The 21,663-nt window shown below is 43.4% G+C and carries 15 protein-coding genes; 9 read left to right on the top strand and 6 right to left on the bottom strand.

Going from position 1 to position 21,663, the window contains the following annotated elements:
- Positions 1 to 60: 60 nt before the first annotated feature.
- From R8806_RS16155 to R8806_RS16115, 9 genes are all read left to right on the top strand, one after another.
- Complete coding sequence (locus R8806_RS16155; protein ID WP_124316345.1) at positions 61 to 1,692, top strand: dipeptidase; 1,632 nt, start codon at positions 61 to 63, stop codon at positions 1,690 to 1,692.
- Positions 1,693 to 1,972: 280 nt separating this feature from the next.
- Positions 1,973 to 2,521: an RNA polymerase sigma factor gene (locus R8806_RS16150; protein ID WP_027201681.1), complete on the top strand. Its 549-nt coding sequence runs from the start codon at positions 1,973 to 1,975 to the stop codon at positions 2,519 to 2,521.
- A gap of 275 nt (positions 2,522 to 2,796) precedes the next feature.
- Positions 2,797 to 3,972: a FecR family protein gene (locus R8806_RS16145; RefSeq protein WP_124316346.1), complete on the top strand. Its 1,176-nt coding sequence runs from the start codon at positions 2,797 to 2,799 to the stop codon at positions 3,970 to 3,972.
- Between the two features lie 169 nt (positions 3,973 to 4,141).
- The gene (locus tag R8806_RS16140; protein WP_164719594.1) at positions 4,142 to 7,729 is read left to right on the top strand and encodes a SusC/RagA family TonB-linked outer membrane protein; all 3,588 of its coding nucleotides are present in this window, start codon (positions 4,142 to 4,144) and stop codon (positions 7,727 to 7,729) included.
- A gap of 11 nt (positions 7,730 to 7,740) precedes the next feature.
- The gene (locus R8806_RS16135; protein ID WP_124316348.1) at positions 7,741 to 9,129 is read left to right on the top strand and encodes a RagB/SusD family nutrient uptake outer membrane protein; all 1,389 of its coding nucleotides are present in this window, start codon (positions 7,741 to 7,743) and stop codon (positions 9,127 to 9,129) included.
- 19 nt (positions 9,130 to 9,148) lie between these two features.
- Positions 9,149 to 10,036: a hypothetical protein gene (locus tag R8806_RS16130; RefSeq protein WP_124316349.1), complete on the top strand. Its 888-nt coding sequence runs from the start codon at positions 9,149 to 9,151 to the stop codon at positions 10,034 to 10,036.
- Positions 10,037 to 10,531: 495 nt separating this feature from the next.
- Positions 10,532 to 11,383, top strand: a complete 852-nt coding sequence (locus tag R8806_RS16125; RefSeq protein WP_124316350.1) for a helix-turn-helix transcriptional regulator — start codon at positions 10,532 to 10,534, stop codon at positions 11,381 to 11,383.
- A gap of 81 nt (positions 11,384 to 11,464) precedes the next feature.
- Positions 11,465 to 12,064, top strand: a complete 600-nt coding sequence (locus tag R8806_RS16120; protein ID WP_124316351.1) for a DUF417 family protein — start codon at positions 11,465 to 11,467, stop codon at positions 12,062 to 12,064.
- Positions 12,061 to 13,440 carry an FAD-dependent oxidoreductase gene (locus tag R8806_RS16115; RefSeq protein WP_124316352.1) on the top strand — a complete coding sequence of 460 codons (1,380 nt, stop codon included), beginning with the start codon at positions 12,061 to 12,063 and terminating at the stop codon, positions 13,438 to 13,440. Before R8806_RS16120 ends, R8806_RS16115 begins: the two co-directional genes overlap by 4 nt.
- Position 13,441: 1 nt before the next feature.
- On the opposite strand, the gene R8806_RS16110 is transcribed toward R8806_RS16115, so the two are convergent.
- From R8806_RS16110 to R8806_RS16085, 6 genes are all read right to left on the bottom strand, one after another.
- Entirely contained in the window at positions 13,442 to 16,135 is a 2,694-nt protein-coding gene (locus tag R8806_RS16110; protein WP_229782975.1) for a sensor histidine kinase, read from the bottom strand.
- A gap of 244 nt (positions 16,136 to 16,379) precedes the next feature.
- A complete protein-coding gene (locus R8806_RS16105) occupies positions 16,380 to 16,952 on the bottom strand; it encodes an RNA polymerase sigma-70 factor (protein WP_087421361.1) in 573 nt (190 codons plus the stop codon).
- Positions 16,953 to 17,163: 211 nt separating this feature from the next.
- Positions 17,164 to 19,266, bottom strand: a complete 2,103-nt coding sequence (locus R8806_RS16100; RefSeq protein WP_167513921.1) for a thioredoxin family protein — start codon at positions 19,264 to 19,266, stop codon at positions 17,164 to 17,166.
- 62 nt (positions 19,267 to 19,328) lie between these two features.
- Positions 19,329 to 20,165 carry a DUF4465 domain-containing protein gene (locus R8806_RS16095; RefSeq protein ID WP_164719781.1) on the bottom strand — a complete coding sequence of 279 codons (837 nt, stop codon included), beginning with the start codon at positions 20,163 to 20,165 and terminating at the stop codon, positions 19,329 to 19,331.
- Positions 20,166 to 20,197: 32 nt separating this feature from the next.
- Complete coding sequence (locus R8806_RS16090; RefSeq protein WP_317715715.1) at positions 20,198 to 20,473, bottom strand: RagB/SusD family nutrient uptake outer membrane protein; 276 nt, start codon at positions 20,471 to 20,473, stop codon at positions 20,198 to 20,200.
- A complete protein-coding gene (locus tag R8806_RS16085) occupies positions 20,445 to 21,662 on the bottom strand; it encodes a RagB/SusD family nutrient uptake outer membrane protein (protein ID WP_317715713.1) in 1,218 nt (405 codons plus the stop codon). Before R8806_RS16085 ends, R8806_RS16090 begins: the two co-directional genes overlap by 29 nt.
- Position 21,663 lies beyond the last annotated feature (1 nt).

Raw genomic sequence — 21,663 nt, 5'->3', positions numbered from 1 at the left:
AAAATAAATATTGCAACATTGCACTCTGATAAATCACAAAACAAAAAAATCATATTACACATGAAGACACTTCTTCTTATTTTAAGCGCTATCCTTTTCTTTTTACAGACAGGAAAAGCCTGCACGATCATCGTGGCCGGCAAAAAAGCCACGGTCGACGGTAGTGTTTTAAATTCACACACGGATGCCGGTGCGGATTGTCGCATCCGGGTCGTGGCGGGCCAAAAATTCCCCAAAGGAAGCATGGCTCCCGTGTATTACGGCATACAGCGAGTTGACCTTCCCTTGGATGACAACGGGGAAATCTTAGGTTACATCCCGCAAGTTGAGCAAACCTACACGTATTTCCAATCCGCTTACTCTCACATCAACGAGTACCAACTCTGTATCGGGGAAAGCACCACGAGCCAACGTCCCGAATTACAAGTAAACAAAGGAGAAGGGAAACAGATCATGACCGTGGAACAAGCCATGATTTTTGCCTTACAACGCTGCAAAACGGCAGAAGAGGCCCTAACCCTCATCACCTCGCTCATGGAAAAATACGGGTTCCTCCCCTCTTGCGGGCCGGAATCAGAATGTCTCACGATTGCGGACCCGGAAGGAGTATGGGTTCTCGAACTTTTCAGTGTCGGTAAAAACTGGACCCCGGAAAGTGGTAAGCCGGGTGTGATCTGGGCCGCTCAACGGGTGCCGGACGATGAAATCGCCATGATTCCCAACTGGAGCATCATTAAAGAAATAGATCTTTCAAAACCGGAACAATTCCGTGCCTCTTCCAACTACCAGCAGGTAGCCATTGAAAACGGCTGGTATTCCCCGGCAAGCGGCAAACCTTTCGTTTGGCAGGATGTTTATGCCCCGACTCCCAGAGAATGGGCCACAAACCGTTTTTGGTTATTCGTCAACACCTTCGCCCCCTCTCTTGACCCGATCCCGTCCAGACGTACCAATAACCCGTTTGATAACTTAAACCAGTATATCCAATACGTGGAACCGCTTAGCGTGTACCCGTTCTCCTTTAAACCGGAGCAAAAAGTTTCCGTGAAAGACTTCATGGACTTTCAACGTTCCACGTTCTCGGGAACCATCTATGACAAAGAGAATGACGCCGTTTGGTATTATCCGGACAAGAACGGGAACATGGTGAAAAGTAAACTGGCTACCCCTTTCCCATCCAGTGAAACGCAAAAATTAATGAAGACTACCCGCAGACGCCTAGTAGCACGGGTTGACGGGGAATACGGTATGGTTGCCCAGCTCCGCTCGGACCTTCCCCGGGAAATCGGTGGAATATACTGGGTTTTCCAAGATAACGCCTACACGTCACCTTACCTGCCCATCTTCACCGGCGTGACCCGCATCCCGGAAGTCTATTCCACGTATAACCCCAAAGAATACTCCGACAATTCCGCTCGCTGGGCCATTGATTTTGTCGATAACTTACTCTACTTGAACTGGCAGGATGGGAAAAAGGATTTGGAAGCCGCACGGGCTCCCATGGAACAATCCTTCTTCGAACGTAACGCAGAGATCGAGAAAGAGTTTATCGCCTTGCAAAAGAAAAATCCCAAGAAAGCGACAGAATTACTCAATAAATACACGCAGGAATGTGCCGACACGATCATGCAAACCTACGTACAACTTCGGAACACACTGATCACAAAGTACACGAACAATAAAATGAGATAAAATTTATAACGAGAAGGGGTTATCCCAAAAGTCTATTTTATAAAAAAAACTCCTCCGTCACTTCGTGCCACCTCCTCTATAAACAGAGGAGGAGCTGGTGACTCTTCCCGTAGACTGGGAGTATCTCAACTCTCCCTCTGTTTATAGAGGGAGTACGGCGAAGCCGGGAGGGAGTTTGAAAATTGACTTTTTGAACTGCCCCTTCATCTCATTCCTCAGTTTGTTATTTCCTTTTTAATTTCCTATTTTTAACGCGAAGAGAATTAAACGTTACATCACCATGCACACGAACGAGCAGTTCATCAAAGCGCTAAACCGAAAAAAAGAGGAAGCTTTCCAAATGCTCTTCAAAGATTACTATGCATCTTTGGTCATGTACGCCATGCACTATGTCAGACAGGAAGTTGCCGAAGACATTGTACAGGATTTAATGACTCTATTGTGGGAAAAAGACACGTATTTTGATTCTATCTCCGCATTTCATTCGTTTATCTATTTATTTATCCGGAATCGTTCGATCAACCACCTGAAACATCAAAAAGCAGAATTAAATTACATCAATTACCGGCAAGGAGAATCAATATCAGACGAATCGGAAGTTTTCCAAGTCATGGAAGAAGAGATCTACCGTATTTTCTTCAACGTCATCGACCAATTGCCGGAACGCTGTAAGGAAATATTCAAATTACACTTGGCCGGGAAAAAAGAAAATGAAATTGCCTCACAACTCGGCATTTCCCTCTCAACGGTTAAAAGCCAAAAACAGAAGGCATTTCAACGTTTAAAAGAAAGACTGAACCCGCTATTTTTCTTTTTACTATTCATGTAAAAATACATATACCGGGGATTCCTCGTCATTTCGCTAGTATATCCCTGCACCTTCTCTAGTATAAAAAGAGCTATTTAATTTGAAATAAATAGTTCTAATACTATAATAGCAGTATATGAGCAGTAGAAGACCAGTAGAAGAGCAGTAAAGAAAGTAGTGAGAATATAGAGAGAGAATAAAGAAAGAGTAAAGAAGAATAGGGGAAAAGTACTTTTTTCATTTTTGGCATCGTACTTTTTACTACCCATGCTGTTTGTTATACAAAATGAATACTCATGAATAACAGGCACCGCAAAATTATACAGCTCATCGTGTTGTACATGGAAAACAAACTTTCCGAGACACAACAAGACGAGTTAACCGCTTGGCTGGAAGAAGACGAAAAGAATCGCTCTTTCTTTCAACAGGTCATTTCCCCCGAAAAGAGGCTTCAAAAGTTTGAAACCCGAAAACACATCGATTCCGAAAAAGCATTTTCAAAATTCAAAAAGAATACCCAACCTCATAAAGTAAAGTCTATTTACCGTTTAAGCCGATACGCGGCTATTTTTCTCGTCCCCGTACTCGTGGGACTTGTTTATTTACTTGTGAATCAAGAGCCAACAACCCGTGAAATTTCGCAATCACCTATCACTCATGGAAACAACAAAGCAATTTTGATTCTGTCACAAGGGAAAACGATTGACTTATCGCCAGATCACGCACTACCCCTGCTACCGGAAGGGATCGATTTAGTTTTACAAGGTGACAAACTCATCTATGTATCAGACTCCACGGCAGAAAAGGAAAAACAACATTATGAACTAATAACACCCCGTGGCGGGGAATTCAAAATCACCTTACCGGACGGAACATTCGTGCATCTGAATTCGAATTCCAAATTAAGATTCCCGAAGAATTTCGCTCCCGACAAACGAGAAATATTCCTTTCGGGAGAGGCTTATTTCGAAGTAAGCAAAGACACGAACAAACCTTTTCTCGTTATCGCTGAAGACGTCCAAGTAAAAGTGTACGGAACCACGTTCAATATAAACACATTACTTGGGAATCAAATACAAACCACGCTAGTCAAAGGCTCTGTCGGAATCCGGGTGCAAGATTCATCGCAAGAGTATATCTTGAAACCCAGCCAGCAAGCCATCGTGCAAAAAACTGACGGGAATATCATCATCCGAGAGGTCGATACCACTCCGTACACGGCTTGGACAGAAGGCATATTCCTATTTGACAACGAACGTCTGGAAACCATTCTGGACAAGCTTGCCCTGTGGTATGACGTGGAACTATTTTATCAGAATGAATCCGTAAAGGATGTCCGTTTCACGGGTTACCTGAAACGATATGACAACATCGATGTCATCTTAAATGCAATTGAATCCACCGTTAGCGCTACATTTCATATAAAAGAAAGAACAATTATTATAAACAAAAACGAGTACACGAACAGGTAAAACAAAGGACGGAGATGTTCCACCATCATCCGTCCTTACAGAACAATGAATAAATCAGACTGGACATCTCATTTATTCAAATACTAATAGATTAAACCACAAATTTATGAAAACTTTTGAATTTCGACCTCATGTACATGGGCGTCCTAAAAGTAAAATTATTCTAATTATGAAGATTTGCACATTCATTCTTCTGGTTTTTAACCTCGGATTGTCAGCCTCCGGCTACTCGCAGCAGAAAAAAGTCACGCTGGACTTCAAGAACGCTACAAGCAAGGAATTTTTCGCCGAGATTCAAAAACAAACAGGTTATTGCTTCATTTTCAACACCAATCAAGGTGAACAGATCGGGGAAATCACCATTTCTGTCCGCGATAAAAGTGTTCAGGAAGTCATGGAAGAAATACTGCGTCCCACGGGATTCTCGTACACTTTCCAGAATGACATCATCGTGATTACCCCCAAAATGGCAGAACCCGAGAAAAATATCTTAACCGGACTGGTTTTCGACGAGAACAAACAACCCCTGCCGGGAGTAACCGTCCTCGTGAAGGGGTCAAGCAATGGAGTAACCACGAACACGAAAGGAGAATTCTCGATTAAGTTACAGGAAAAGGACACCCTCGTTTTCTCTTTTATCGGGATGGAATCCGTCACGTTACCCTATACCGGACAAAAAACGGTCACGATCACGCTCAAATCAAGCAAAAAAGAGCTGGAAGAAGTGGTTGTCACGGGTTACCAAGTAATCGAGAAACGCAAACTGACATCTGCCGTGGTGAGCGTGAAAGGTTCAGACGTGCTGGACCCGATCAACACGTCCATCGACCAGATGTTGCAAGGAAAAATACCGGGATTGCAGGCCATTAATCAGTCGGGAACCCCCGGAGTAGCACCCAAAATCAGGATTCGAGGCTCCTCCTCGATCTCGGGAAGTCGGGAACCCGTGTGGGTGGTCGACGGCGTGATCCTTTCCGACCCGATACCGCTTACCCCGGAAGAGATCAACAGCATGGACAACGTGAATCTGATCGGGAACGCGATTTCCTTCCTGAACCCGGAAGACATTGACCGGATTGACATTTTAAAAGATGCCTCTGCCACGGCTCTTTACGGGGTACGTGCCGCCAACGGGGTGATCGTGATCACCACCAAAAGAGGCCAATCCGGCCCGCCAAGGGTGAACTTCTCGACGAACCTTTCCGTCGTTGCCCGCCCAAACTATTCCATCATGAAACAAATGAATTCGAAAGACCGTATCGAGGTCTCGGAAGAAATGCAGGAGAAAGCATTACATTTCAACAAATATGACCCGTCTGAAATCGGTTACGAAGGAGCGTTAAGGGATCTGTGGGAGCGTCGCATCACCTACCAAGAATTCAACCAACAGGTGAAAAAACTAAAGGAAATGAACACGGATTGGTACGATCTCCTGTTCCACACCTCGTTCACGCAAAGTTATAACCTATCCGTTTCCGGGGGAAGTGATCGGGTGAATTATTACATATCAGCCGGGTACAACGATCAGAAAGGCGTGGCAAAGCCGGAAAAATACACTCGCTACAACGCCTTGGCAAAAGTGGATGTCAATTTATACCCCAATCTAAAAATAGGGGCAGACATTTCCTCTGCCCGGGTAAAAAGCAAGCGCACGCATAGTTCTGTCGATCTGTACCAGTACGCGTATGAAACCTCCCGGGCTATCCCCGCCTACAACGAGGACGGAAGTGATTATTTTTACACCACGAAAGAAGGGTTGAAAAACACGGCAAAAGATTATTACTCGCCGGATATTAAGTTCAACATATTTCACGAACTGGATCATTCCGGCTACGAGAGTACGACCAGCAACACGTCCATGAATTTTCACCTTGACTGGAAACTGTTCTCCATGTTCAACTGGCACACCCAGTTCAACCTGACCACTACTCACACAAATGAACAGGAATGGGTGGACGAACAATCCACATTCGCACAATCCAAACGGTTGCTCGCGTACGGCGTCAAAGAACCCGATGCGAAATTAGCCTCCAATTATTACACGGACACGGAACTTCCCATGGGTGGGATCTTGAATGAAAAGGATTACCGGGGACAGTCCTACCAGTTAACAAGTTCCCTCAGCTATTTCCAAACGTTCCAAAAACATGAAGTTAACGCCATTGCCGGAATAGAAATCAACTCTAGGAAGATGGACGGTAAAACTGAAACAAATTACGGGTATCTCCGGGAACGGGGACACAAATTCGCCAAGATCGTTTTGGAAAACTACAGCAAGTACAGGAACACCGTGGCCGAAAACTATCCGGCTATCACGGACACCAAAGACAACAAAGTCTCTTTTTACGGGGCTTTCACCTACACGTTCGACAACAGGTACAGTTTCAATTTCAACATCCGGGCTGACGGTTCAAATCAATTCGGGAAAGACATTTCCACCCGATTCCTACCGATATGGTCCATCTCCGGAAGATGGAACGCCCACGAGGAGCTATTCCTTCAAAATGTGAAATGGCTGGAGGTTCTAGCCGTGCGAGGCTCTTTCGGTATACAGGGAAATGTCAACGAAGAGCAAGTTCCCGACATGATCCTGACCATGGGGGGTATGGATAATATCTCGGAAGAGTATTCGTCCACGCTATACAAGGTTCCCAATGACCATTTAAAATGGGAAAAGACACAATCCTACAACTTGGGAATCAATCTGGTTGTCTTGAAAGGCTTACTTGACGTTACCCTAGAAGGATATAAAAAGACGGGAAAGAACATGATCGTGACCAAGGAAATTACCTCCACGAACGGGGCATCCCGGGTGGCCATCAACCGAGGTTCTCTTCGGAATAAAGGTTGGGAGTTATCCGTCGGGCTTAAACCTTTAAATCGCAAAGACTACGGGATAAGTCTATCCTTTAATACATCCAAAGTGTACAACAAGGTTACCAACGCCGATAAGGAACAACATACCACCTATACAAATTACGTCAATGGAAGCGTGATCACCAACGGCAAACCGGTAAACACGTTCTACTCCTATCAATTTGACAAATTGGACGCTAATGGTTATCCGACATTCAAGAACTACAACGAACAATACTTGGAAGACGGGGATGGTCACAAAAAAGGGGATTTCATCATCAGTTCCTACGACGAGGCATACGCCCGGGCTTTCGTTGCCATGGGAAGCCGGGAGCCGGATTTAAGCGGTGGTCTCTCTGCCGACTTCCGGTATAAACGTTTCTCTCTAAGTTCCACGTTCGCTTTTAACTTGGGGCATAAGGTTCGATTAAACAACCTCTACGTGGCGAATCAAACGCTGCCCTATCCGCAGCAAAACATGAGTACCGAATACGTGAACAGGTGGCGAAAACCCGGGGATGAAGACCGGACGAACATACCTCGGTTAAGTGACGATGCTTTAAGAATATCGGAATGGAATGATGCCTACGTGAAGGTGTACCCGCAGGATTTGAAATACCCTGTTGCGGCATCTTTGTGGGAAATGTACAATTATTCGGATTTACGGACCGTGTCCAGTAGTTTCTTACGTTGCACGAACCTATCCTTGAATTACAGGTTCCCGGAAGAATGGTGCAAAAGGCTCTTTCTGAATTCATTGAATCTCGGGTTCTCCGTGTCCAACCTTTTTGTTATCAAAGATAAAGCCCTCAAGGGACGGGACCCGGAACAAATCAGCCTCGGGGCTCGCTCCATTCCACCACAACAAACTTATTCCATGCGGCTATCACTTAATTTTTAATCCCTGAAGTCATGAAAAAAATATATATTATACTCGCAATTCTGGTCCTGTTGACACAAGGATGTAATGATTTCCTTGAACCCGAATCACAGGATAAAGTCGTTCCTAAAACGGTCTCTCACCTGCGAGAACTCTTACTCGGAGAGATCATCCAGAACAAAAAAGACTACACCGAATATTTGTCCGTCATGACAGATGATTTCGCGGATCAAGACGGGAACCAGTATGAATACCGCAACCAGCTGTGGGGCTACTACACGTGGCAACGGGAACCCGAAGAGGGACGAGATCTGGCGACGAGGAATGACGAGGCATGGAGCGAATTATATCATACCATTTTCATCTGCAATATCATCATTGATAAAACACCTTCCATGCACGGCACGGATGAAGAAAAGAATCAACTACTGGCAGAGACTTATTTCATGCGGGCCCAAGCTTATTTCGAGTTAATAAACTTGTACGGAGAACCCTACGAAAGCGCGGAGCAAGCCGAGAAAGCCCTCGGGGTCCCGATTAACGAGGAAATCACGATCATGGATAACATCTATTCCAGAGAGACTCTAGCGAAAGTGTACGCGAAGATAGAGTCCGATTTACACGAGTCGATCGCACGTTTTAAAAACACGGAATGGACCAAGAATGTGGTTCACCCGAGCCTAGACGTGGCTTACCTGTTTGCCTCCCGGCTGCATCTTTACAAAAAAGAGTACCAGTTAGCCAAGAATTATGCCGACAGCGTTATCAATAACGAGAGGTACCAGCTCTACGACTTACATACAGCCGGCCTGACTTCCTACTCCTATTTTATCAACAGAAATAACCCAGAGATCATGTTCTGTTACGGCATGGCCAGTTTTGATTTTATCTATAATTACTCTTCCACGTATGCAACATACCTTGTCTCCGATAAGATCATTTCACTTTTTAGTAATGATGACTTGCGCAAAACCACATTTTGGGACAAGAATAAGAAACCTCACAAATTCAGTAGCACGAATTCCCAGTCCTACGGAAATACCTATCGTCTGTCAGAAGCCTACCTAAACCGGGCCGAGGCTTTAGTTTTCTTGGATAAGTGGGAATCGGCCATCACGGATATTAACACAATCAGGGAAAAGCGTATCGAGAACGATTACGAAATCACGGCCACCAACCGGGAGGATGCCCTGAACAAAGTCTGGGAAGAACGCAGGAGAGAACTTTGTTTCGAGAAACATCGCTGGTTCGACCTGAGAAGACAGGGAATGCCGGAACTACGACACATTTTCACGAACGGGGGAAGTCGGAAAGAATACATTCTACCCGCGGGAAGTAAATCCTACACGCTACCGATCCCTAAAAAGATCAGAGAGCAAAATAAGATTATCGTGAACATCGAACGCCCCGAACAGCTATAAACCTATAAAAACCGAAACTATGAAAAGTATATATATCATACCCCTATTTTTTATCCTTCTAGGATGTCATGATGAAAACAATCCAAAGGTGGAATTACAAGCCGGGAAGTACACGTTAACCGATGATCCCAACGATTACGTACAACATTACATTTATGACTTTTACCAGAAATACGGCGTGGTCATCCTAACCAACCCGGATTCCAGCGATTACGTTTATAACTTTAACAATCAAAACCCGATCTCGCTAAAAGCCCCGGAACAGGAAAAAGAAGTCCTTAAAACCGGACTGCAATTTATCGAGGAGCAGTTCTTGAATATCTATGACGACAATTTCAAAAAGAAATATTTCCCGTTCACGATTCAACTGGCCAATCGTATTGAGTTATGGATACTGGGTGATTATGATTTAGTCAACGCCTATTCAAGCTCCGGCTTTATCGCTATCGCAAACATCAATGACGATCTGGCAACTCTCGATGAAACCACCCGCAACAATTACCGGGGAGATATTAATCAAAGTCTTTGGACCGAATATTTACTAAAGCGTGAGGCATGGTTCGTACCGGGAGCCTTCCTCGAAGTAAGCAAGGAGTATTACGGGGACTACAGCCTGTTTGAATCGTACACGGTAGAAGAGGGAATTATTGAGGCCAGAGAATGTGGATTCATCACGTTCGATCCTTATATGTCCGAAACCGAAGACCCGGAAGATTGTCTTCTATTTATCCCAAGTCAAGAGATGGACGTGCAGCAATATTTTCAATTCTTGTTCTCTTCCACGAAAGAGGAACTAGACGAACTCATGGAAGAATATCCCTTGGTAGAACAAAAATATTTACTGTTACAAGATGCTATCCAAAAACAACTGGATATAGATATCTTTTCTTTTTGTCTGCCTTCATAAAACAGCTCCTCCCCCTTGATACAAGGGGGAGGCTGATTACCAATCGGTTTGCGAGTGTGTCAAAAGTCATTTTATTCAACAAACTCCTCCGTCAGCTACGCTGCCACCTCCTCTATAAACGAGGCCACTGAAAAAGTCCCTCTTTTTGAGGTAATATTTTGATTTTACTTACAGTTTGAAACTAGAAAGAGAATTTAATACCTATATAAGACTATATTTTGTTAAATATTCGCCAAAAACTGGTTGTATATCTCTAGCTAACTTACAAATTGTAAGTGTTAAAACGTTTTTCAGTGGCCTCATAAACAGAGGAGGAGCTGGTGAATCTTCCCGAAGATAGAGAGTATTTTAGCTCTCCCTCTGTTTATAGAGGGAGTACGGCGGAGCCGGGAGGGAGTTCATAAAATAACTTTTGACACGCTCTTTTATTCTCCACATTCCAACGGAAATACGAACCTTTGCACAAGGGACGACGTAATTTAACAAATACTTCCAATGGAATTAACCTTCAACACGAAACTAAAAGGGACAATTGCCCTCACGGATTCTTTTCAACTCACGAAAACACTCCGTGAAGATAACAGTTTGTACAAATTTATCTGGGCAAGGAAAGGAACCGTCACGATAGACGTTGACCATCAACTCATCACGCTACAAGAAAACGATATTATTTCCCTGACCAACCTTCACCACTTGGAAATCAAGGAATCCGAAGGAGACTACATGATACTCCTTTTTAACAGTAATTTCTATTGCATCTACGGGAACGACCACGAAGTTTCATGTAGCGGATTCCTTTTCAACGGTACCTCCCGCATCATGCACTTCCGCCTTTCGGAAGAAGAAAAAGCAACTTGCGAGGCCATCATCACCAGCCTGCAAAGCGAATTTCAAGTAAACGACAACTTGAAAGAAGAAATGTTGCGCATCCTGTTGAAACATTTTATCATTCACGCAACACGGGTTGCCCGCAAAAACCTGCATATCACACCGGACATGGAAGAGAGTTTCAACTCCGTCCGTCGCTTTTACGTGCTTGTAGACCAGCATTTCAAAGAAAAGAAACAAGTGCAGGATTACGCTGATATGTTATGCAAATCCCCTAAAACCCTTTCGCACCTTTTATCGTTATACAATTTACCTTCCCCGTTGAAAGTGATCCACCAGAGGGTAGAGGCGGAAGCAAAACGGCTTTTACTATATAGCGAAATGACAGCCAAGGAGATCGCCCATCTCTTAGGTTTCGAAGACCAAGCAAGTTTCAGCCGTTTCTTCAAGAAAGTTTCCGGGGAAAGTATTACACAATACAAACGTCAGTTGAAAGAATCGGGAAAAATTGACAACTAAAACGGAAAAATTGCCATTTTTAACCACATGCGGATAGCCGATCTTTGTACCTGAAGTTAAACAATCTAATTCAGGAATAAAATGAACGAGCAAGTAACAAAATCCATTCATCGTTTTTTAACGATAGCAGCATCAAGCAAAGGTTTAGGCATAAAACTGATCCGTGTGGCCATCCTCATCATTTTCGTGTGGATCGGGGGGCTGAAATACTATCACTACGAGGCTGACGGGATTGTGCCGTTCGTTGCCAACAGTCCCTTCATGAGTTTCTTCTACAACAAACAAGCCCCGGAATACAAGGAATACAAAAACGCGGAAGGAGCCTACGTAATCAAAAACCGGGAATGGCATCAAGTAAACGGAACGTACACCTTCGCCTACGGGCTGGGAGCCCTGATCTGTACCATCGGGATACTGGTTTTCCTTGGATTATTCTTTCCCCGCATCGGCATCATCGGGGATATTCTGGCCATTATTATGACTATCGGAACCTTGTCATTTCTTGCCACGACACCCGAAGTATGGGTCCCCAATCTGGGAAGCGGGGAATTTGGTTTTCCCCTGTTATCGGGAGCCGGACGCCTCGTGATTAAAGACACGGCCATATTAGCAGGAGCCATAGTGCTACTATCCGATTCTGCACAACGCATATTAAATCAATTAAAACATCAAGAATCATGAAAGAATTTGACGCTATCATCATCGGTTTCGGCAAAGGTGGTAAAACCCTTGCCACGGAACTGGCTCAACATGACTGGAAAGTTGCCATGATTGAACGATCAGATAAAATGTACGGGGGAACCTGCATCAACATCGGGTGTATCCCGACCAAAGCACTCATCCACCAAGCAGAACTTGCCACGCTGAAAAAAGGGCTCTCTTTCGAAGAACGGAAAGCGGACTACCGGAAGGCTATCGCGTTCAAAAATAATGTAACAGACAAGCTACGCCAAAAAAACTACGATAACCTCGCCGGGAACCCCAACATCACGGTTTACACGGGCGAAGGACAATTCGTCTCACCCGAGATCGTTCGGGTGACAACAAAAGAAGAGACTTTCGAACTAACGGCAAAACACATTTTTATCAACACGGGAGCGGAAACCGTGATACCCCCGATCAGCGGGATTCAGGATAATCCCAAAGTATTCACAAGCACAACGATCATGGAACTGGAAGAACTTCCCCGACAGTTAATCATTGTCGGAGGTGGTTACATCGGGTTGGAATTTGCCTCCATGTACGCCTCCTTCGGAGCGGAAGTCACCGTGTTGGAAGGATTCTCGGCATTGATTCCCCGGGAAGATCGGGATATTGCAGCCAACGTGCAGGAAGTACTGGAGAAAAAAGGGATTCGCTTCATCTTGAATGCTAACGTGCAATCCGTGACTAATGGCGAAAAAGAAGCTACCCTCACCTATAAGGATACAGCAAGCGGCGAATTGAACACGCTCCAAGCGGATGCAATTCTCCTCGCCACGGGTAGGAAACCCAACACGGAAAGCTTGAATCTAAAGGCGGCCGGGGTCGAAGTCAACGAAAGAGGAGCCATCATCGTGGACGAATATTTGAAGACAACAACACCCCATATCCGTGCCATAGGAGACGTAAAAGGCGGTCTGCAATTCACCTATGTTTCTCTGGACGATTATCGAATCATCCGGGAAGATTTATTCGGTAATAGGGATCGGGCAACAACCAACCGGGAACCAATCAGTTATTCCGTGTTTATCGAGCCCCCGCTTTCCCGCATCGGAATGAATGAAGAAGAGGCCCGGAAAAAGAACCTGAATTTCAAGGTAAACAAATTCACCGTCTCTTCCATTCCACGAGTACACACGATCGGCAAAACAGAGGGAATGTTGAAAGCTATCATTGATGCAGACACGAAAAAGATACTGGGCTGTACACTATTTTGTCCGGAATCAAGCGAAATCATCAATATCGTAGCTATCGCCATGAAAACGGGACAGGATTACACATTCCTGCGGGATTTCATCTTCACGCACCCCTCCATGAGCGAATCATTCAACGACCTGTTCAGATTTAAACTATGAATTAATCCGCTTGTTGCCACGAAGATTTCGGCAAGGTAAACCAGAAGGTTGATCCTTGCCCCACTTCTGATATTACCCCAATCTGTCCCCCTAACCGGGTCACGATACTCTCACAGATGGAAAGTCCCAATCCCGTACCCTGTTGGAAAGAGTTCAATTTCACAAATCGCCCGAACACCTCTTTTAACTTGTCCGCGGGAATACCACATCCCGTGTCCGAGACATAAAAATACAACGACTCATCCTCTTGTAGCCGATACCCGACACGAATACTCCCGTTAGTGGTAAATTTTATGGCGTTCGTAACAAGATTATGCAACACCTGCATCAAACGATTCGCATCAGAGTAGATCACGCACTCGGGCAAATACTCCACGAATTCCACAACGACCGAATCATTCTTTAATCGTAAACGAGCTGCCCGGACAACTTCTGTCAGTAATACATTCAGATTGATTTCGGAATACACGAATTCGAACACACCGGCTTCAATTTTCGATAAATCCAAAATATCCCCGATCAGTTGCAACAACAACGTGTTATTATTCTCTATAATCTTAATATATTCCTGCCGTTCATTCTCGTCCTCGGTGTAAGCCAACACGTTAGAAAAACCGACAATAGCGTTCAACGGGGTCCGGATTTCATGACTCATATTAGCGAGAAAAGCTGACTTCAAATGATTCGATATTTCGGCCGCCTCTTTCGCCTTCAACAATTCCTCTTCCATCCTCTTCCGTTCATCAATAAGTAGAGATCCTCCAACCAACAAGGTGGGATGACCCTCTCCATCCCTCTCGCTCACGGTCACGAAACTCTCGAACCAAACATACTCTTTTGATCTCCCCCGAAACATAGACCTATGTTCTTTTCGAACAATATCAGCCCGATCGTAATACAAGTCATAATAGGCCTCATGCATTCCTGCTCGATCATCCGGATGAACAAGCATATCCCCTTCCATTTCAGTCATCATCCTCGAATCCTTCGTCTTACAAAGCTCGTGAGTCACGTATGTAATGTCATAATTAATCGTCTTATTCAACAGATCCCACGTCCATGGGATAAGCCGTGTCACACCCAGCACCAGTTCATACCTCCGGTTCAACGCCTCCAGCGAAACTTGATGCTCCTTCATTTTCAAGGAAACCAGATATTCTTCCGTCCGATCGATAAAGAACACATCCATAAAATTCTTCTCGGAACTCGGGAAAGATAATTTATCGTAATAATGAATTTCATTATTTTCTTCCGGAAAAACAAAAGAAGTTATTCGTTTGGATTCCTTATCCATCATATAATCCAAAAGCTGGTTATCCACGTCCGCCTCCGTCAAACGTTTCCCGACTACCCGGTCCCGAGTACAATGAAAGACTTTCTCGAAAAGATTATTGACATCACAAAATATAAAATCAACGACATTCCCCGCCTCGTCGAAAAGCAATTGCTTACGAATATAAATGACAGGCATATTGTCGACTAATTTCCGATATTGTGAAAGTAATTGAAATTCCCGTTGCCGCTGCTGACGTCTCTGACACATGACATGAAAACGCATCATCCCGAGCGCTCCAAGCAACATGATAAATGCCAAAGCGATAATAATATACTCCTTGTAAAGTTGGTAAAAATTAGGCGGGACTTGATAAAACACGACATCTCCCGTGATGCTATCAGGGTCTACACCATGATGTTGTAAATGATGATAGTTTAAATAGATTTTCGGTTTGCCCCCCACCCGATCCATTATCTCCCGGGCCGGCTTACCACCCAAAATTTGCCGTATGGTTTGAATAGCCACTTTACCAAAATCCGATGCCGAGATAAAATATCCTCCGGCAAAAGCACCCGTTTCCATATCCATCTCCGTTAACGTGAACACGGGGGCATCAACAAAACCATATATAATTTTCTGAAGATTATCTGACAAGTAATGACTCTCGGATTGCCTTTTACCTAAAAACCAAGAATTATAAATAATACCCACTTCCCTGCTGTACTCCATCAATGTATCCAGCAATTTCTCTGTTGACATCTCCATCGATGTCAACAAATCCAATCCCAACTCGGGGAAATCCTTCTTCAACACGCTACTCACTTCCTCCCGAACCATGGTACTAATATAACGATCATCCGAAATAAGAGCTATCGTCTTTACCCCAGGCTGTAATCTCCGAATCAAATCAATCGTATTCCTAACATAAAAGGGATGTTTCACCACGGTCAGATTATATCCCTCGGTAGCCACCTCCGTCGACATGAATTTCCCTTTTCCTAAAAAATCCTTGTTGACAAAATTTTCTAAACTACTCGGCATGGAATCCCTAGAATAACAGATAACGGCAGGAACATCCTTCCATTCCCGATCAAATAAAGGCTGACACACAAGCCACGCCGGATCCCCGATAAAAACGACCACTTTAGGCGGCTTTAAATATCGGGACAATAAATATTCCCTTTTTTCTTCCACATCTTCGATCCGCGTCATCATCGGAATAGACAATTCTTCCGCCTCAACATGAAACCCCGGGGACGAGAATTCATCCCGTATATTCTGGTATAGATTGTTCGCCCAAGCCTCGTTAAAATTAATCGAGTTAAGCACCAGTATATATTCCTTCCCCCGTGTATTTTCAGCAAACCCTAGAACATACACGCCCAAGAAGAAAAATAGTGCCGTGATCCTCCTCATCATAACTTCAATTCATACATCAGCACCAAAATTACGAAAATAATAATATGTTTACCCCCTCTTTGTAGTCTATTTTTTTAATATTTTTTGGTATATGTTTAAACAACGTTACTAGATAGGATGGCATCCACCTCCACACCCTCTCATTTTTGGTTGTGGGTACATAAAAATAGCACTTGAAATAAGGTGATGTTACCTTCTCATTAAAGTTGAATTAAAGTAATTATAGGTTTATCAAAAACCGTAATCACTCACCAACCACTTGATTCAATAGTAGGAGTAACATCGTTACTTCTGCTATTTTCTGTTTTAACTTTTTATAGGCGATCTTTTTCTGCGTTTTCACCGTGTTCTCCGAAACTCCCAACAAGCGGGCAATTTCCTCGTTATCTTTCCCTTGCATGGCAAGCTTGAAAATCTCCCTGCATTTCGGTGCCAATTCTTGTTCTGTCTCAGCCAGTATCCGTTCTGCCTCTTCTTCGATCACGTAATTGATAAAACAAACCTGTGATTCCAGTTCCTGCACTCCTTTGGCCATATACTCACTCTTCACCCGCTCATGTTTCAAATGATTCAGTGCGTTATTACGGCTGACTTGATACAAAAAAGATTTCACATGAGCCGCAGATGCCATTTCCTCCCGGTTATCCCACAAGGAAATAAACGCCTCCTGCACACAATCCTCACAAACAGACAGATCATCGATAAAACGGTGCGTGAACAAGCACAAACTATGATAAAAAGTATCAAAGATCTGTTGATACACCTTTCTGTCACCAACCGTCAATCCTTGGATTTTTATTGAAGTTTGTTCCTGCATACACTTACGCTTTATTTATTTCCTCTTTACGTAAAACAAAGATAGAAATGAAAATGTAAAAACGAAATGATTTATTTCATTATGTTTCAATATAGTCTCTTTTTCTTTATAAAATTAAAACCTATTTATAACTTTAAGGGGCTATATAGCCCCTTAACACGAACAACTGACAATATTAATTACAAGAAAATAATTCTCATTCACACACAAACTATTGCCCTATATTCATTGAAATATACTTCCTTAAAGACTCATCTTCAATATTTGCCTCCAACATAAGAACTAACTTTTGTAAATCATCCTCTTGTTTCATTTCCGTTTTCAGATATTTTAATACCGGGAACGCAATATTCATCGCTTCGTCATCATGAAACAATTTAAATCCTTTTTTACAACGGCTATACAAGCCCTTTACATCTTTTTTCAGATAGGCTTCCGTTATATCAATACATGCAGACAACTCTTTTCGTTTTTCCAACTTAAAAGATTTAATCTCGTTTTTCATGTTTACCACATCTTCTATTGTACTTTTTTTATCATACCCTTTCAAGATATAACTCAACTGATTATAATACACGGCATATAATTTATTATCAACCTTCGTTTTACCCAACGACCGGATGAACTCCTCCCGATGATCTACCAAATATTTAAAATGATCTGTTCCCTTTTTAGTCAACGCCGGACTTTCAAAAATAAACCAGTAACTACTATCCACCTTTTCAGACTCATCCAACAATCCCAATAGGACAGCACTCACTTCCTTCGCCTTATTCTCCTCATATATAGACAACAGAGACTGAATATACCTTGATAGGAAAGCCTTATCCCGGTTTCCCTCTTCATACAATCGGTCCAGATACCCCGTGGAATTCTCTTCTACCATTCCTTCCTGTACACGTCTCAAAAATGCATCCGCCTCACCGGAACCGAGTAATTTGTGATACACGCTACCATCAGGACGCAAAATCAAGAACGTCGGGAAAGCTCGTATGCCATAACGTTTGGCTAATGCCGGCCCTTCTCCTTTCTCCATATCAACTTTCAGACACACAAAATGCTCGTTAAAATAATCACCCACAATCTCCTGCGGGAACACATTTGAAGTCATGTATTTACAAGGACCACACCAAGAAGTGTAACAATCCATGAATACCATACTTTTTGCCCTTTCCGCTTTCTTCAAAGCCTGTTCCAAAGTCAGATCCTCCCAATACACTCCGACAGAAGCCAGCTTCTTAAAACGACTGAAAAAAGATTTCAAATATCCTTTTAAATCTTCTCCGGCTGCCGATTCCACGAACTGATCTCCCAATGCAGCAACTCTTTGCCATTGCTGTTTATCTCCCTTTTTCTCCACAAATTGCAAAGAGGTTGCCAAAGTCCACAGTTCTGCCTGCGGCAAATTCTGTACTTCTCGTTCCAAAATTGATATCATCTCGTTTACATCCTCATTACAACGGGCATAAGCCAAGGCCAATTTGGTTTGAAGATATTCCTTACCCGGCAGATCATATTCATTCAATTGCTGTTGCATCACATCCAACCGCCCGACATCCTCTTTCTTTGCAAACCCAGCAACATAACTATATAACATACCGGAATAGGCAGAAGCAATTTTCTGATTTACTTTTTCTTCCCCGATACTCTTTTCAAAAGCCGCTTTATTCTTTAATAGGAAAGCAAAATTATCGGATGTCAAAGGAGAAAGGAAACTATCCTCGTATATTACCCAATAAGGCTTAGCCATTTTTTCTTTAGAAGTCAAACGCTTCACCAATTCATCCGCCACCACTTTTAAACGCTCATTATCATAGGTATCTTGTAACGTCAGCACGTAATCCAACATGCGTTTTTTCGTCATCTTTCCGGTCTTGTACTCCTTTTCCAATACCTCCAATGTATTTTCTTTCTGCAAACCTCTCTTTACCCGAAGAATGAACTCTTGAAGTTCTCCGCCTCCAACAACCCGATACGTTTCCTTCCCCTCCGGATTCAAAAGTAAAAAGGTCGGGTATGCCCGTATTTTAAATTGCTTGGAAAGTTCCTTTCCTTCTCCTTTCTCCATATCAAACTTGACATTCACGAAATGAGCATTGAAAAAGTCCCCGGCCTCCTTTTGAGGGAATACCTCTTCCGTCATCATTTTACAAGGGCCGCACCATGTCGTGTAACAATCCACAAACACCATCTTTCCTTGAGCCTTTACTTGCTCCAAAGCCTCCTTCAGCGTGATTTGCTTAAAATCGACTCCTTGCGAAAATAGCTGAAAATAGCCACATACGCATATCAATAAACATACAATTCTTTTCATACAGTAATTTTTATTCATATTATACAGGGGCTGATTGAAAAATCAGTCCCTGTTCATTGAATTTATTCTTTAATCCTAATCCCGTCAAGACAGAAATACGGTGGAGTCCTCATCCGACCGGTTCCGGCCTCTATATCCGATGATGCCACATGGAATACAACTTTCGACACTTCTCCCAAGGAACTTAAATCCACCTTATACCAATCGTTAATCACCAAGCTCCAAGCCGGATGACTCGGATCTCCCTTCCGGGTACACAGATAAAACTCTACTTGACCAGTTTCTGTCTCCCCGTTATATCCGGTAACGATCAATTTGTAAAAATCCTTATCGGCATCCACCATTTTCTTCACACCTCCCGGAACATTCGTGAACCATACCCCTTTTTTATTCGCACTACCCGGAATATTGGGATTAGCAACCGGTTCCTCTTCTGTCCCGTATTGATCCCCATACACCAATGCCAAATAGGTATAAGTCGTATTAGCCACTAGAATATGTTCTACCACGGCCGGAGTTCCCAGCGTAAAATAAGTATCATCTCCCTCAACCCGTCCAACAGCATATACTTCATTCGCATTGGGAAATCTCGTGTACACACTATAAATATTTGAATCCAAAGCCTCTTGAGTAGCCGTCCACGTAAAGGAACGGTTATTCCGGTTTGAATAAGCAAACCCGGCATACGTCCCGTCACTATTTTTCTTTGTATTAAACGTTACAGAATTCTTGTGAGCCGCTTTCGAAGTAAAGCCTCCGTCTGGAATCGCATGGGTAAAACGCCCCAACTCCAGCTCATTCAGCGTTACATCATTCGGTACAGGTGCTAGCACATCCTTATCATCGGAACATGCCATAAAAGCTATAATCAGAATGAATATAAACCACAAATTTCTCATAAATCTCATATATTTACTTGTTTTGTCAAACATCAATTACCAAGTTCCGGGTTCTGTACTGCCAGAGGATTTTTTAACCGTTCGTTCTCTGGAATCGGCCAACAATACTGATTTTCCGTGAAATTCACATCCGGTTTCAGCGTGTATATCCAAGGTTTATTCTGGGCAGCACTGGCATCCGTGTCATTTATAAATCGCAAAGAGGCAAAATACTCGCTTCCATTTTCCAAGAACTGTTCTACCCAGATTTCCCGGAATATCGCTCTCAACAAATCTTTCTTACTTCCGGGAGATAAAGCCGGTAACACAGGGTTTGTCCGGCACTGCCCGCATATCATTTAAAGGCTTCAATGCTTCTTCCAAAGAATAATCATCCAAACGGGCTTTCAACTCCGATTCCATAAGATACAACTCGGCATAGCGGAAATAATAGGTTGCGTATGGAGCATCTTTCGTATCATAGCGTCCTCCATGATATAATTTCACCGGAGTAAACACCATCTTTGTATCCCAAGTCTCAGGAGCCCGGGCAGAATCCATGACCACCTCATAGCGAGGATCTTCCTTCAACCACCCGGTTGCAATATCCGAATAGGTATTATTATAACCGATGTTATACGAATAGTCAAACTCGTAATTCGTCGTGCTGGCAAAATCCCCCAAATACCTCGCCCACAGAACCTCTTTCGAATCCCAACCCACTTCATACATAGCTTCTATATCCGATTCCATTTGCCAATTGGAAGGAGCATCCCGTTTTACGGTCTCCACTAGCATCAACGCATCCTTCAAATCTTGCGTAGAACCACGCATAACCCCGCGATAAAGTAAGATTTTTGCTTTCAACACCTGTGCCATCTGGCGGGACAAACTACGGGAAGTCGTGAAGTCCGGCATATTGGCGATTGCATCATCCAAATCTTCAAAGATCTTCGTGTACGATTCCCCGACGCTGCTACGAGGCACCTGCAAATTACTCAAATTTGCCATCTTATCCCGGTACAATATCCCGTAAGCCGAATCATCCGTATCCCACCATCTCCCGAACAACCAGAACAAATTCGTGTAAGCCCAACCCCGCATACACCGAGCTTCAGCCAACATTTCCTTTTTACGTTCCGGAGTCGGAAATTTATTCTCGGCCAGATTCGAAATCGCTTCTATTGCCGCATTTGCAGAGTTCACCAAAGAGTATAAAGCCTGCCAAGTCCCATCCATGTCATTAGACCCTTCTTTATAAACCATATTAAAATTAGCCGTATATGAAGAGTAAAATCCTCCTTGTGAAGACAGGCGGCACCAAGTCGCACCCCCGAATGCAGAATTGGAAGCCACGATCGAGTACATCCCGTTCAGAATATTTTTTGCCCCACTATAATCCGTGACGGCATTATCCAGTGTCAAATTATGCTTGGGAACCTGATCCAAAAAATCCTCACATGAAGTAAAGAACACGATCCCCAACAACATGATATAATAACTTAATCTCTTCATCATA

The sequence above is a fragment of the Butyricimonas faecihominis genome, from assembly GCF_033096445.1.
In the GTDB taxonomy this organism is placed as follows: domain Bacteria; phylum Bacteroidota; class Bacteroidia; order Bacteroidales; family Marinifilaceae; genus Butyricimonas; species Butyricimonas faecihominis.
This window is presented reverse-complemented; position numbering and strand designations above follow the sequence as displayed.